This window comes from Phycisphaerae bacterium (genome assembly GCA_035384605.1).
GTDB lineage: Bacteria > Planctomycetota > Phycisphaerae > UBA1845 > PWPN01 > JAUCQB01.
In genome coordinates this window covers 33,267-47,000 of sequence record DAOOIV010000032.1, presented here as the reverse complement: position 1 = coordinate 47,000, position 13,734 = coordinate 33,267, and the positions used below count along the sequence as shown (strand labels likewise).

Here is a 13,734-nt window from a genome sequence, read left to right as displayed (position 1 = left end):
GTCGCACGTGGCCTACTCGTCGATGCGGATGGAACCGCAGTACATGATCATGGGGCACGCGGCCGGATTGGCGGCGGCGTGGGCCGTCCGAAACGATACGTCGGTGGGCAAGGTGGACATCGCATGGTTACAGAAACGGCTCCGGGAGCAGGGCCAGGTGCTGTCGATGGGTGAGGCAGTCGGGGAAGGCTTGAATCCCCGATCAATGGGCGGCATCGTCGTTGACAATCAGGCCGCGAAGGTGATAGGCGACTGGCGGTCGGGAATGTCGGTCAGGCCGTTCGTGGGCAGCGAGTATCTGCACGACAACAACAGCGGCAAGGGCACGGCGGCCGTGCGATTCGTACCGACGCTTCCGGCGAGCGGGCTGTATGAGGTGCGCATCGCTTACGCCGCCAACCCGAACCGGGCGAGCAACGTGCCGGTAGTGATTCACTCGGCCGAGGGAGATAAAACCGTGACGCTGAATCAGCGAGAGGCCCCGACCGAGCCGCCGTTCGTCTTGCTCGGCAGATTCCGCTTCGACGCCGGGTCAGAAGGCTACGTTGAGATACGCAACGAAGGGACCAACGGACACGTGATCGCGGACGCGGTTCAATGGGTACCGGCGGTGCCGTGAGAGGTATGGCACAGGGCCAGGTTACGGCCACCAGGGACAGGACAGACCTGCTGTTTCGAGCATCCGGGTGCGGTAGCTCTCGGTCGCTGATGCGACCTCGACGTTGCCCAACCATGCGGTGGCGTTGCTGCTCACGCCGGTTCTGATTCCAGGAGGCGTTTGGCCAGCGGGATGAGCGACTCGAAATCCACGTGTGCGCGGCAAGCCCGAGAGGCGGCGCGAAGGTCGGCGCCGGCCCAATCGCGGAGTTCGGGAGACAAGGCGCTATAGAGTTCGCGGGCCAAGTCGCGGCTACCGCTCTCGCGATAGTAGGCCAGGTAGCGGGTGATGGCGCACAGATCGGCCTGCGTGCCGGCGGCCTTGCGGCATGAGCCGTCGCAGCCGGGACACGTCGCTCGCGAAAGACCGTGCGCGGCCTCGTCGAAGGTCTTCCATTGTTCGGCGTCAAACGGCTTATGGAGAGACCTCGCGGCAGCGGCGTTTTCCTCGATGATCTGGATACTGGGCATCTCCGAGCAGGCCGCGGCAAACCGCTCGTCGCTCCAGATGCCGGCCAGCATGGCCGTGTGAGGCGAATGGCCCAGTTTGCGGAAGGCCTCTCTTACGCTCGCGGGCTGAGTAGCCGGGGCACCCAGCCCACGGCCGGTTTTCATTGCCAGCAGGCCGATACCCGCCTTTGCGCATGCGTCCAGAGCGCTGTTCAGATCCGGCGAGGAGCGAATCAACCCCGGATCGCATGCCACCATCACCACATCCACCCACTTGCTCCTGGCAGCGTTGTTCAGACAGGCGACTCGCGACGGCATCTCCGCGTGAACGCTGAAGCCCATGAAGCGGATCTTGTTATCGCGGATGAGCTTTTCCTTGGTTTTGCTCCAAACGCCATCCCTATCGAGGGGCAGTCGTGGATCCTGGATACCATGCAGCAAGAAGGCGTCGATCGTGTCGATCTTCATCTTGGAAAGAGCCTCATTCAGGCGCTTGACGAAAGCGTCGGGCTCCGTAGTTCTGGCCTTGTTGATGATGAAGACATCCTTGCGATTGGCTCGTTTGCGAACCCATTCACCGAGGATGGTCTCAGCCTTGTAGCCGGCGTAGAAATCGCCCATGTCGAAGGAGCGAATGCCCGACCTGAAAGCGAAGTCCAGCAGGCGTGGGCCGTACTCCGAGAAGCTGCCGCCCATGACCAGCCGGGTGATCTGGGCGCCGGTCCTGCCGAGGGGGCGGCGGGGAAGGGCTTCCGGCTGAGTCGATTGGGTGGCGGGCGTCTGGGGCAATGCTTCGACGCCACACGCCAAGCCCGCACCAAGTATGGTTCTACGGGAGAGGGGTCCGATTCGCCCGCGCGTCCTGTTGTTCGCGTCCACCATCGCATCCTCCGCTATCTGATGTCGTGGCGCCTTCCAGAGTACCGCGATGCCCGGGCCGTGAAAAGCCGGCCGGTTCGCCAGTGGCGAGAGAAGCCCGTATGCATTACAAATGGGCGCGGGGCGACGCGGGTTTCGGTTCACTGTCAATCGTCGAGCCGGCCGCCGGGAACAAACATGAATTGCCCCCATATACGATTGAGGAGCTCAACGATGAGATGGATTCTGCTCAACACGGTTTTTTCCGCCTTAGCCGGGTGCGCCTCGCTCGATATGGACAAGGCGCACCGCCCGACTGATGCCGGGATCACGCGGTATGCCCGTTTTTGCGCGGGCGGTCAGGAGGCTTACGGGATCGTCGAGGGCGACACGATCCACGAAATCAAAGGGGACCTTTTCGGAGCCCGGCAGAGAACAGGACGATCATACCGCCTGGCCGAGGTCAAGATGCTGGTTCCAGCCCGCCCGACGAAAGTGTTGGGGATGGCAGGGAACTACACCAGCCACTTGAGCACGCAGCCCAAGCCGAGCAACCCCGAGTTGTTCTTCAAGGCGCCCTCCTGCCTGATCGGGCCGGGAGACGCCGTTGTCCTGCCCGCCGGCAGCAAGGAAGTCCATCTGGAGGGCGAACTGGTCGTTGTCATGGGCAAGCGGGCCAGGAATGTGTCAGAGGCCGAGGCCCTCGATTACGTGCTGGGGGTTACTTGCGGCAATGACATCAGCGCCCGCGATTGGCAGGCCAACGACCGGCAGTGGTGGCGGGCCAAGGGCAGCGACACGTTCGGGCCGTGCGGTCCGTTCGTGGTCGCGGGGGTCAATTACGATGACCTGTTGTTGACCTCTCGGGTCAACGGTCAGGTGACGCAACAGCAGCGGACCAGCGACATGATCTTCAACTGCTCGCAGATTGTGAGCTTTGCCAGCCGTCACGTGACGCTGGAGCCGGGCGATCTGATTTTTACGGGGACGATGGGAAAGACCCCGGCCATCAAGCCGGGCGATGTGTTGGAGGTCGAGATCGAGCACGTTGGGGTGCTGAGGAATCCCGTTGTGGCGGAGAAGTAGTCAGTTATCAGTTGTCAGTGATCAGTAGGCGGTCAAAAGCGAAACTGAAAAGTGACACTGGCGACTGAAAACCTGGTCTCATCATCTGGGTTTCCGCGACAAGGCCTGTGTGAACCCGGCACGCCCGTGAGGAGGAATGAATGAGCATCACGCGACGCGAACTGATAGGCGGCCTGTCTGCGGCCGGTGCGGCGGCGTCGTTACCTGAGTTCCTCAAGGACCCATTCCCGGCTGTGCAGCCCAGCGGGCAAGTTGAGCCGTTTACCTTCGTTCACCTGACCGACATGCACGTGACTCGCAAGCGAAAAGGTGACGAGGGATACCGTAAGTGCATCGAGACCCTACGGCAGCTCAAGCCCAGGCCGGCGTTCATCCTGATGGGCGGCGATATGGCTTTCGACGGCAACTACACGGCCAAGTCCGAATTCGAGGAGTGTGTTCGGCTGTACAAGGGAATCACGGACGCTTCGGGCATTCCGTACTACAACTGCATGGGCAACCACGACGCGCTGGGATGGTCGTCGCGACGCAAGGTACCGGTTGACGACCCGGACATCGGCAAGAAGATGATCATGGACCTGCTGGGTTGGAAAAAGAGCTACTACAGCTTCGACCATGGCGGCTGGCACTTTGTGGTGCTCGACAGCATTTTCCCGGTCGGCGGCAAGGACAACCCGACGTATGAGCCGCGGATCGGGCCGGAGCAGTTGGAATGGCTGGCGTACGATCTTGGCAAGGCCGGCGGTCGACCGACCGTAGCCGTCACGCACATCGCGGCATCGTGCAATCGCGGCCAACTGTTGGGCGACCCCAACTACAAGGCCATGGACGGCAGCATGGTACTCTGGGACACAAGGGAGCTTCGGATCATTCTGGAACGGCACAAGGTCAAGGCGCTGCTGCAAGGACACAGCCATAACATCGAGGAGATGCGGTATCACGGGGTTTGGTACCTGACGAGCGCGGCTGCGAGCGGCGCGTGGTGGGCGGGCGACTGGGTTGGTTCGCCGCCCGGCTACACGGTGTTCCGCTGCGACGGCGACAAGCTGAGCTGGGAGCACGTCGAGTTTTCGTGGGAACCGCGGCTCGAAGAGGCCGATACCCTCGAACGCAAGAAGCTCGACGAGTTTCAGGCTTTCCGGCGAGAACAGCAACGGCTGCTGGAAAAAGAGCGGGCCGGGATCAGGTAGCCGCAATCGGCAGGCATCCGGCGGATCCGAGGTACATCACTGCTTTACGGGCGGTTCGGCAAACGCGGACCGGTCGTCTCGACGGTCGGTTTGGGTACGTGGGCGATCGGCGGTCGTGATTGGGGGAAAGCCGACGACGAGGTTTCGGGACGAGCCATCAACAAAGCCCTCGACTGCGGGATGACGCTGCCGGACACAGCCGACGTGTACGGATTCAGGCGTTCGGAGGAACTCACCGGCAGGGTGCTGGAGGACCGTGGGCGACCCGATGTAATCACCGCCACGAAAGCCGGCAACGATTTCTACGATGCCACCAGCGCCGACGACAAGGGGTATGGACCGATCATGCAGAACTACGACAGGGAGTACCTATCTCGGCGTCCGAGAAAAGTCTGAGGCGGCTGCGGGTGGAGATTGTCGACATCCTGCAACTGCACAGTCCGGATTCGCACGGCCGGAACGCGACGATCCGTGGGACGCGCTTTCAACGCTCAAGAACCAGGGCAAGGTCCGCCACGCGGGTTGCCACGGCACGGCAAGCCGGCACCCGCCAAGGCAGCAGACCCTACGCCGACAATGATCCCTCGTTGCACATGCCTTGCCCCCTCGCTGCTGCTCTTTCGTACTCGTCCGCCATCTTGATCCGCACCCCGAGAGGCGGATGGTCGTCGAAGAACACGACCTCCCACCAGGGCGGGGTGGGATCGTCGAGGTTGAGACGGCCAAGCTGTTCGAAGGCCGTGCGGTAGGCCTGGGGGTTGTCGGTCAGGCGGAGGGCATCGCCGTCGCATTGCCGCTCGAAACGGCGGCTGACGGCGTTGGTGATCGGCCCGATGATCAGCGGGAAGAGCGTTGAGATCAACATGACCTGCGGGAAGGCGGCGATGGCGGCGGACCAGTCTGCGGTGTCGCTGCTGCCGGCGAACGGGTTGAGCCGCCACCAGATCAGCGCGACCATCAGTGAACTGGCCACAGCGGACATGCCGATGAGCTTCCAGATGTGCCCGCGGGTGTGATGGCCCAGTTCGTGAGCGAAGACCACGGCAATCTGGTCGTCATCAAAGGAGTCGAGAAGGGTGTCGGCAAGGTACACGCGGCGCGAAGAGCCCATGCCGGCCAGCATCGCGTTAGCCTTCTTGGTATCCTTGCTGAGCTGCAGGTTGAAGATACCGGTGATGGTCATTCCGGCTCCGCCAGCCAGTTCGTTGAGCCGCTCGGCCAGGCTTGGCCGTTCGAGCGGCTTGGAGGGATAGAACAGCGGCAGGATCACCAGGGGGAACACCTTGGCCAGTCCGATGCTGAGCAGCATGACACCGAGCCACACCCACACGCCCCACCATGGGCCGGTGTACCACATTGCGGCGTAAAGACCCCCGAGCACGATGCCGCCGATGATTGAGCCTACCAACCACGCTTTCACCTGGAATAGCAGCCAAGCCGCCGGCGTCTGATTACTGAGTTTGAAGCGATGCTCGACGACAAAGCCGCGGTAATAATTCAGCGGCAGGCCAACCAGCACGCTCCCGCCCAGCATCACGACCGCCGCTACCAGAAGCCCCAGCCAACGAGATCCGCCCGGCAGACCCAGCCATTGGACCACATCAGCGGCGATCAGGCACCAGATAATCCAATATACGAGGGAAATCGCCAGATCCGCCAGATGGATGCGACGATTAACGCGGTTGTACGCCTGGATCTCGGCGGGATCGCGGTGCGGGATCACGGCCGGCGAAGGTTCCATCAACGATTGAGACAAGGGCTGGTCACTCATGTCCAAAGGATAATCGCCGGCCGCCGAATTGAGAAGGTCCCGCTGTGCTGCCGGCCGGTGACGCCTGGTACGGGCTCACGGCATCCGCGGTTGTCCGGGCCTTGGCAAGTCCGACGCGCCCCTATGCCGGCACACGGCCTCAGCCGGGCAGGGCAGGCCTGTTTGCAGCCTTCTGGTCTGCCGGAGCGGTTACCGGACCGGGCATCAGCCTTTCGACCTCCTTGACTCGATCGCCGTATCTGCGTTCGATGTCCCGGCGAGTCGTGGCGTGCATCTCCAGCGGCTTATCACCGACTTTCATCACGACGCGCACAATCTGGCCGTCGTCATCAACATAGATTTCATGAACCGGCGGAATAAGCCCCTCGCTTTGCTCGATCAGCGTGGCTTCCTTGCCGCCCGGCATGGTCTTGCGACCGACGAGCCGGAAGGTCTGCAATGACAACCCTCGCCGGGAGCTGTCGAACCATGAGAAAGCGTACAGCTCGGTCTTCTTGAGATCGACAATCGACGGAAAGAGCAGGTCCCAGGGAGCCGATGCGTAGGTCTGATCGACATCGAGTTCTTTCTGCGTCATCTGCGGCCCGAAGGATTTGCCTGCATAGCCGACAAGCAATTTGGTCTCCTGCCGTATGCCGCTTTCGATGTCCTGCGAGATCTCCCTGCGTCCACCGCCCTTGGGTGGCGGCGAGATCGCGATCAACCGGCTCTCCCATCGTTCGAACGACAGATTAGAGGTGACGAACATATCCTGCTGCATGAGGGCAATGCTTTGATCGGGTCGGAAGAACCACGCCCACTTCGCCACGGTGACGCCTTTCCGGTGTTCGACCGTTCGCGGCTCCATACGAATCTGCATGAATCCGATCTCGACTCCGCCCTCAAGACATCGCAGGAACACTTCCCGCGGCTCGCGGCCGACCACGTCCAGTGCCCCGGACCGCACCAGATCGAGCAACGCGCTGCCCCTTCGCAAGGCGTCCCGAATCTGCTCCTCTTGAGCCTCAGACCTCAGTACCTCGAAACCTGTGACAATCTTGTCGAAAACATCGATGGCCGCTTTCTCGTCGGACTGCGGGGCCGCAAAGACCAGCGTGAAGTATTCGGAGGGCTTGACGCGAATCATGGCCTGCAAGCGAATCATCGGAACGCCGCGTGCGGTCATCAGCGCCTTGCAGCGCAGGATCTCGCGAGATCCGACGGTCGATCTGTCGGTTTTCGCGACGGTGATGTCGGGATAGGTCTCCTGCATTTCGCCGATGACCATCTCGGCGAGCGCTTCCGGATCGAGCGCCCGCTCGGGCTTGCTCTGACGAACGCCCAGCGACCAGCGGCCGTTGACGTCCACGAAGCGGACGATCTCCACTTCGTTGATCGTCTCCATGAATCGCTTTTCGCGGAGTGTCTCGCAGCCGGTCGGGGGGGTTATCGCAAACCCGAAGCTTCCATCCACGTATCGCGCCCCAAGCGTCGCGGCGAATGCGGGAGGTGAATCGGCGGCATCCTGGGCGAGAACAACCGACAGGCTGCCCGACAGTAAAACCGCCATCACCAACCCTGCCGCACAGCCAAAGCTAACGTTCTTTCGTAGCCCCATCATTGCAGCACTTCTCGCATCCTGGCCCCGATCAAGGACAATTACCGGCGCAAACCTGGCCCGACGCCCGGCTGTTCCTCGGCTTCAGAAGGCGGCTGCACGCGCTTGCGCCATTGCCTTGCGTCGTGGGACACGGCAAGCAGCTCGTCGCCGTCGTCGAAATACATCAACATCGGCTCCGGATCGTAATCCATCATCAATCGTACAGTCCGCGCCGGCTCCCGCATGGGCGTGCCCGGCACGGGTGTCCTGCCCAGAGGCTTGATCACACAGTAGGCCACGCCAGCCGTAAACGTGTCAATGGTACTGACGACCACCGATCTCTGGCTCGAGCTGCCGGCCGTCCTTGCGCACAGCTCCGTAAGGAGCGGCCCCGAGGCAAAGGCATCATCCACCTCGATCTCCTCGGTTCGCGATCCGCCGAATGCTTTGACAATCCGAGTCACCTGCCGACCTTCGGCGTCGGAGTGTTCAGTCTGCTCAATACTCTTTTCTCCGGCGTCGCTGCGCTCGAACCTGTACAGGTATTCGACGCCGTTTTCCGCCAGACGCCATCCCTCCGTCACCACTATGCGAGCGTGTCCGCGCCACCGGGGATCATAAACCCAACGGCCCGTGACCTCCCACGGCAGCTCGGCATTGTCGGAAGACCGGCGGCAGGTTTCGATCCAACTGCCCAGACCGAGCGCCGGGGCCTCGACGTTGAAACGCAGCCTCCTGCCCTCGCGACGTCCCAGCAGGGATGACATACCCTCCTTGCGGCAATCCTTGATCAACCTTCGGGCAGCATCGATGGCCGATTCCAGATCGACCAGCTCGTCGTAAGATTCAACCCGAGCCGTGGCCGCGATTGAATCACACAGCTCTCGGACGGCAGTTCCGGCTTCCGCGTCATGCCGTCCCACCATCAGGAGGGCCGTATGCTGATCGGTCTTGACGGCGACCAAGTGGACCGTCGGCTCCTTCCCCGGAGTGATCACAAGACTGGCACGCGCCGCCTGGCGCCCGCCCGGATCGAAAGGCTCCAGCGGTTCACCCAGTCTCACCTGCTGAAGAAGCGACATGGCCCCGTCCTCCACCAGGTCGTTGACCTTCCGACGGGCGATCAGCGGGACGCGGAACAGATCGAGGTACCAAGCAGGTGCCGTTTGCCTGCTCATGAGGCGCACGCGAGGGAGCCCCCGCTCGATTGGACCGATAAATCGAGCTCCGCGTGGGATGTCGAAGCTGATACCCGCGGCGGCCATAGCTTCCGCAGGGTCCGGGTCGAGCCCAATCGATGTCAGTTCGACGGTCTCGGCCACTCGTTGGACGAGAAGCTGATCCGTCCTTCGCGACGGCAAGGCGGTTTCGAGCAACACGCCGACGACCTCTCCCCCCGGCCCGACAGCGGCCCGTCCAAGGCAAAAGGGTGGCTTGACGCCCACCGCGCCCAGCCTCTTGGCCATGGTCGCAGTCACCCCGGGGAATGCCCCCACTTGTGCCGTCTCAGGCTCCTTCTCAAACAGAACATCGGCCCCCAAAGCGTTTGAGAATGAGTCAAGGGCCCGGAGGCTGGCCGACGCGGCTAAACCCTCAGAGGAGGGTGGACCTCGAAAAACGTAAAGTCGCCTCTGACGCCCTTCCGTCTCTCGATCTTCGACGGCGATCACAGTGCCAGCGGGGCAAAGAGCCTTATCGAGGGTCTGCCATCCCAACGGCAAAGATACGGATAATTGCCCCTCGGGGTAATGAACACTGGACCCGAGCTCGATCAGCTTTGTTTTTTCCCGGTGCCAGATGAGGAGTTGGGCAGCCCCTGCGGCCAGCAGGAGCAGCGCAATGGCAGCCACGAGCCTTCTCAGGGGCTGTCGGGGGCGCTGAGCGGAATGCACTTCGTACATGCGTCGGCATCTTAGCGCTTGCGGTCAACCATTGCAAACAAAGGGCTTCCATCGAGCGTAAGCGGTATTGACGCAGGCCGGAGCATGGCTTACATTCGCAAAAGCGATGCCTCTGCCAAGGTGTTATTCAGCCACCGCTGCGGCTCGGGCCGGGGAAGGGGTCAGCCCGTACCCGGTACCCGGGGCCCTGTTCACTGGACGGGGAAGGTCCGCCACGCTGACGCGAAGTCCCCTTTCCGCTGGCACGGTCGCCCGCCCGCACAACTTGGCAGCCTGCCCGGACATTGTGGAGCATTGGCGATATTGGACAAAGGAGGTTCACCTGTGCAGATCTCCGTAACGGGCCGCCACATAGAGTTCACTGAATCCATGCGGCAGTACGCGGAAGAAAAACTGAGCAAGTTGGCAAGGTTCTATGATCGGATAGACAGGGTTGAGGTTGTGCTCGAACAGGAGCCGACGAAACATCGGTTGGAAGTGGTGATGCATGCGGATCACAAGACGACTTTCGTCGCCCAGGTTGAAGCCGGGGAGTACCACGAAGCCGTCGATCTGATCGTGGAAAAGCTGGAACGGCAGCTTAAGAAGCATAAGGAGATATATCGCAACCGCAAGCACCAGTCCTGAGCAGGGGCCGGGCCGGCGGGCGTTCGGGTTCGATACCCGAGCCGACGCATATACCCCCCAAGGTGTACAAACATGAAACTGTCGGATTTTTTTGTACCGGAAGCGGTCATTCCGGAATTGAAGGCGACGGACCGCAACGGCGTGATTCGCGAATTGACGGCTTCGCTGGCCGCAGCGGTCGGCATGGACGAAGCCCAGGCCGCGGCGATCAGCAAGGCCGTTATTGCCCGTGAGAATCAGGGCAGTACAGGTTTCGGGAAAGGGGTCGCGGTTCCTCACGTGAAACACCCGGCCGTCAAGAGAATCATGGCGACCCTGGGCCGCTCAAGCACCGGCGTTGATTTTGCGGCGCTGGATCGGGCACCCGTGTATATTGTCGTGCTTTTGCTGAGCCCCCCGGACAATCCGGATCAGCATCTGGCATCGATGGAGAACATTTTCAGGCACCTCCAAAGGGACAACTTCCGGCGTTTTCTGCGGCAGGCGTCCACGAAGGAGGAAATCAACGAGAACATTCGGGAGGCGGATGAGCTTCCCGGCGGATAAGCGGATCGATGTCCGAGCATCGACTTGCCGCGACGGCAAACGGCGCATGATCCGGCGGCTTTTTATGAACGAGACGGCTGTGCCCGAAGCATCTCGACGCGTGACGATCGAGAATTCTCTTGGGTTGCACATGCGACCCACGATGCAGTTCGTCGATCTGGCGAATCAGTTCCGGTCGCGTGTCGTCGTTCGGAAGGGTAAGCACGCGGTCGACGGCAAGAACCCGATGGAGATGATGCTTCTGGAGGCCGTGCGCGGCACCGAGCTTGAGATTCAAGCGGCGGGGGCCGATGCGGAGGACGCGGTGGAGGCGCTGGCCGCTCTGGTGAAATCGGGATTTGGGGAACAGTGACCGAGGCCGCGCCGCCTTAGGTTGATCGAACAAGGTTGAGAACGTGTCGACCGAGAATAGATGACCATGGAGATCAAGAAGGGAATCGGGGTCTCTCCAGGCGTCACGATCGCCAAGGCGGTGGTGCTGGACGCCGAGGAGTACCGGATTGCCCAGAAAACGGTCTCGGTGGATGACATTCCGGCCGAACTGGAGCGGTTGAGGAGCGGTTTCGACGCGTCGCTGGCCGAGTTGCACAGTCTCCAGGAAGTCATGGCCCGGCAGTTAGGGCCTGACATCGCGGCCATTTTCGATTTTCATTACGGCGTGCTCAGTCAAGACCGTTTGTTCGAGCAGATCGCCGCGTTGATCACCCAGAAGAACTACTCGGCCGCCTACGCGGTTCGTGAGGTGCTTCGCGGCTACCAGCGGAGATTCCTGAACATGAAGGACCAGCTCCTGCGCGAGCGGGTCCGGGACGTCAACGACATTGAACGGCGGCTGCTGAGGCACCTTTGCGGCCAGAGCGGCGAGGAACTGAGCCTTCTGACCGAGCCTTTCGTACTCGTCGCCCACGACTTGACCCCATCGCAGGTCGCCAACTTAAGCCAGACCAAGGTGAGCGGCGTTGCGATGGATGCCGGCGGCCTGACCAGTCATGCGGCGATCGTGGTTCGATCGATGGGCATCCCTGCGGTCATGGGGCTCAAGGACGTATCGACGCGGGTGTCCAAGAGCGACACGATCATTCTGGACGGCACGAAGGGACTGGTGGTCGTTCGGCCCGACGCGGACATGCTTCAGGAATACCGGGTCGAGGAGGAGCGTATCCACGCCCTGGCCAGCGACCTGATCGAGCTGCGCGACAAACCGGCGGTCACCACCGACAACATCAAGATCACGCTTCTGACCAACATCGAGTTTCCCTACGAAGCCAAGACCTGCCTGGAAAAGGGTGCCGAAGGTATCGGCTTGTATCGGACGGAATTCCTCTACCTGCGGAGTGAGGCCGAGCCCACGGAGGAGGAGCATTACGAAGCCTATCACACCGTGATTCAGGCGGTCGGCGATTACCCGGTCACCATCCGCACACTGGATTTGGGGGCCGACAAGTACACGCAGTCACAGGCTCGCGAGCCCGAGCGAAATCCTTTCCTCGGCTTGAGGTCGATCCGCTACTGTCTGCAAAACCTTGATCTGTTCAAGACCCAGCTCCGGGCGATCCTTCGTGCTTCGGTGGAGGGTGACGTGAGGATCATGTTTCCGCTGATTTCGAGTCTGATGGAGCTTCGGCAGGCGAAGATCGTCCTTGGAGATGCCATGGAAGACCTGGAGGAGGCCGGTATCCCCTTCAGGCGGGACATCCCGGTTGGTATAATGGTAGAGACGCCCGCGGCAGCCTTGCAGATCAAGGAATTGCTGAGAGAGGTGGACTTTATCAGTATCGGGACCAACGATCTGATCCAGTACACCCTGGCGGTCGACCGAAGCAATGAACGGGTGGCCTCGCTGTATACGGCCAGCCATCCGGTCGTCCTGAGGATGCTGCGGGACATTATGCGGGCCGCGGAGAGGGCCGGAATTCCTTATAGCATGTGCGGCGAAATGGCCGGGGAGCCGATGTATACGTTGTTGCTGCTGGGCATCGGACTGCGGCAGTTCTCGATGGCCCCGAGCGACATCCCGGAGATCAAGAAGATTATCCGGTCCGCTTCGATTGCCCACGCGGTCCGCGTGGCGAAGCGGGCGCTCTCCTTCGATACTGATCGGCAGGTAAGCAACTACCTGCGGGATGAGACGAGGAAGATCTGGCCTGAATTCATGTAAATGAGTCCGGCCGCACAACGAGACGCTGAGCCACGCCTTGGGGTGTGGTTGCACAATACGCAGGCCCTTGATCGACCGCCGTAAGTCGGTCAACGGCAAGCCGGCTCGCGCGTTACGATGCCGGCGCAGCCAAGAGACTTTTGGAGTCAGTAATCAAGACGAGGACATAGCAAACGAGTTGCAGTACAGAGTGGCGATCCGCTTCGTGATCGACGGGGACATTCGGTTCATCTCGCATCACGATACCATGCGTCTGTTTGAACGGGCGCTGTCGCGGGCACAATTGCCGGTGAGATTCTCGCGCGGCTTCAATCCGCGCCCCAGGTTGTCGCTGCCGCTGCCGCGAGCCGTGGGCATCGCCGGCGCGGCCGAGTTACTGGTGGTGGACCTGGAAGAGCCGTTGGATCCGGCGGTGGTGCTTGACAAGCTCCGCGAACAAATGCCGGCCGGGTTGACTCTGAGCGAAGCCCGGTCGATCGCCGGCAAACATCCGCCCCAAGCAGTGAGAGCCGATTACGCGTTGGCCCTCCCCCCGGATCGGGCGAAGGAAGTGGGCCAGAGAATGAAAGATCTTCTGGCGGCTTCAATGTGGAATATCCAGCGATCCGGACCCGGGACGAAACGGCCTAGGGAACTCGACGTACGGCAGTACCTGGCGGGCGGCGCGGTTTGTGAGGGGATTCTGCGATGGACGGTGCGGGTCACCGGGGCCGGGTCGCTGCGACCGGCCGAGTTGCTGGCCGCCGTCGGCTTGCCGCCTCAGGACTGGCAGCATCACGTTCGCAGAACCAGCGTCGAGTGGTCGTTCTAGTGCAGCCGTCATCCGGCCGCCGGCACGTCCGTCCACGACCGGCAGATGCAGACAATCGCCTTCCACTCAGTACCTGCCGCTCCTACTGACAGGGACGTCG

Annotated in this window: 13 protein-coding genes; 9 read left to right on the top strand and 4 right to left on the bottom strand. The window is 61.7% G+C overall.

Translation table 11 applies throughout. The features are described 5' to 3' along the window. Positions 1–619 (top strand): FAD-dependent oxidoreductase (locus tag PLL20_09500; protein HPD30217.1); only part of this gene is annotated, 619 nt, incomplete at its 5' end. 131 nt (positions 620–750) lie between these two features. Here the strand turns inward: PLL20_09500 and PLL20_09495 are convergent. Continuing rightward, positions 751–1,989 (bottom strand): aldo/keto reductase, encoded by a 1,239-nt coding sequence (locus PLL20_09495; protein HPD30216.1) that lies wholly within the window; start codon positions 1,987–1,989, stop codon positions 751–753. 210 nt (positions 1,990–2,199) lie between these two features. On the opposite strand from PLL20_09495, the gene PLL20_09490 reads away from it, so the two are divergent. The 3 genes from PLL20_09490 to PLL20_09480 all read left to right on the top strand — a co-directional run bounded on the left by PLL20_09490 (position 2,200) and on the right by PLL20_09480 (position 4,637). Next, a complete protein-coding gene (locus tag PLL20_09490; GenBank protein ID HPD30215.1) occupies positions 2,200–3,051 on the top strand; it encodes a fumarylacetoacetate hydrolase family protein in 852 nt (283 codons plus the stop codon). A gap of 140 nt (positions 3,052–3,191) precedes the next feature. Continuing rightward, a complete protein-coding gene (locus PLL20_09485; GenBank protein ID HPD30214.1) occupies positions 3,192–4,241 on the top strand; it encodes a metallophosphoesterase in 1,050 nt (349 codons plus the stop codon). A gap of 90 nt (positions 4,242–4,331) precedes the next feature. Then, entirely contained in the window at positions 4,332–4,637 is a 306-nt protein-coding gene (locus PLL20_09480) for an aldo/keto reductase (protein ID HPD30213.1), read from the top strand. Between the two features lie 169 nt (positions 4,638–4,806). Here PLL20_09480 and PLL20_09475 read toward each other — a convergent pair whose 3' ends face one another. From PLL20_09475 to PLL20_09465, 3 genes are all read right to left on the bottom strand, one after another. Then, a complete protein-coding gene (locus PLL20_09475; GenBank protein HPD30212.1) occupies positions 4,807–5,997 on the bottom strand; it encodes a M48 family metallopeptidase in 1,191 nt (396 codons plus the stop codon). 154 nt (positions 5,998–6,151) lie between these two features. After that, positions 6,152–7,561 carry a hypothetical protein gene (locus tag PLL20_09470; GenBank protein HPD30211.1) on the bottom strand — a complete coding sequence of 470 codons (1,410 nt, stop codon included), beginning with the start codon at positions 7,559–7,561 and terminating at the stop codon, positions 6,152–6,154. Positions 7,562–7,650: 89 nt separating this feature from the next. After that, positions 7,651–9,441, bottom strand: a complete 1,791-nt coding sequence (locus PLL20_09465) for a hypothetical protein (GenBank protein ID HPD30210.1) — start codon at positions 9,439–9,441, stop codon at positions 7,651–7,653. Positions 9,442–9,816: 375 nt separating this feature from the next. Between PLL20_09465 and raiA the strand changes: the two genes are divergently transcribed. The 5 genes from raiA to PLL20_09440 all read left to right on the top strand — a co-directional run bounded on the left by raiA (position 9,817) and on the right by PLL20_09440 (position 13,634). After that, on the top strand, positions 9,817–10,119 hold the full coding sequence (raiA, locus tag PLL20_09460) for a ribosome-associated translation inhibitor RaiA (protein HPD30209.1): 303 nt from the start codon (positions 9,817–9,819) through the stop codon (positions 10,117–10,119). Positions 10,120–10,191: 72 nt separating this feature from the next. Then, complete coding sequence (locus PLL20_09455; GenBank protein ID HPD30208.1) at positions 10,192–10,665, top strand: PTS sugar transporter subunit IIA; 474 nt, start codon at positions 10,192–10,194, stop codon at positions 10,663–10,665. Positions 10,666–10,729: 64 nt separating this feature from the next. Then, complete coding sequence (locus tag PLL20_09450; protein HPD30207.1) at positions 10,730–11,017, top strand: HPr family phosphocarrier protein; 288 nt, start codon at positions 10,730–10,732, stop codon at positions 11,015–11,017. Positions 11,018–11,083: 66 nt separating this feature from the next. Beyond that, positions 11,084–12,823 carry a phosphoenolpyruvate--protein phosphotransferase gene (ptsP, locus tag PLL20_09445; protein ID HPD30206.1) on the top strand — a complete coding sequence of 580 codons (1,740 nt, stop codon included), beginning with the start codon at positions 11,084–11,086 and terminating at the stop codon, positions 12,821–12,823. Between the two features lie 190 nt (positions 12,824–13,013). Beyond that, positions 13,014–13,634, top strand: coding sequence for a TIGR03936 family radical SAM-associated protein (locus tag PLL20_09440; protein ID HPD30205.1), 621 nt, complete (start codon positions 13,014–13,016; stop codon positions 13,632–13,634). Positions 13,635–13,734 lie beyond the last annotated feature (100 nt).

Bases quoted from the DNA above. Each gene is read 5' to 3' on its own strand.
- PLL20_09495 (HPD30216.1), bottom strand. From the start codon at position 1,989: ATGGTGGACGCGAACAACAGGACGCGCGGGCGAATCGGACCCCTCTCC.
- PLL20_09490 (HPD30215.1), top strand. From the start codon at position 2,200: ATGAGATGGATTCTGCTCAACACGGTTTTTTCCGCCTTAGCCGGGTGC.
- PLL20_09485 (HPD30214.1), top strand. From the start codon at position 3,192: ATGAGCATCACGCGACGCGAACTGATAGGCGGCCTGTCTGCGGCCGGT.
- PLL20_09470 (HPD30211.1), bottom strand. From the start codon at position 7,561: ATGGCGGTTTTACTGTCGGGCAGCCTGTCGGTTGTTCTCGCCCAGGAT.
- PLL20_09455 (HPD30208.1), top strand. From the start codon at position 10,192: ATGAAACTGTCGGATTTTTTTGTACCGGAAGCGGTCATTCCGGAATTG.
- PLL20_09450 (HPD30207.1), top strand. From the start codon at position 10,730: ATGAACGAGACGGCTGTGCCCGAAGCATCTCGACGCGTGACGATCGAG.
- ptsP (HPD30206.1), top strand. From the start codon at position 11,084: ATGGAGATCAAGAAGGGAATCGGGGTCTCTCCAGGCGTCACGATCGCC.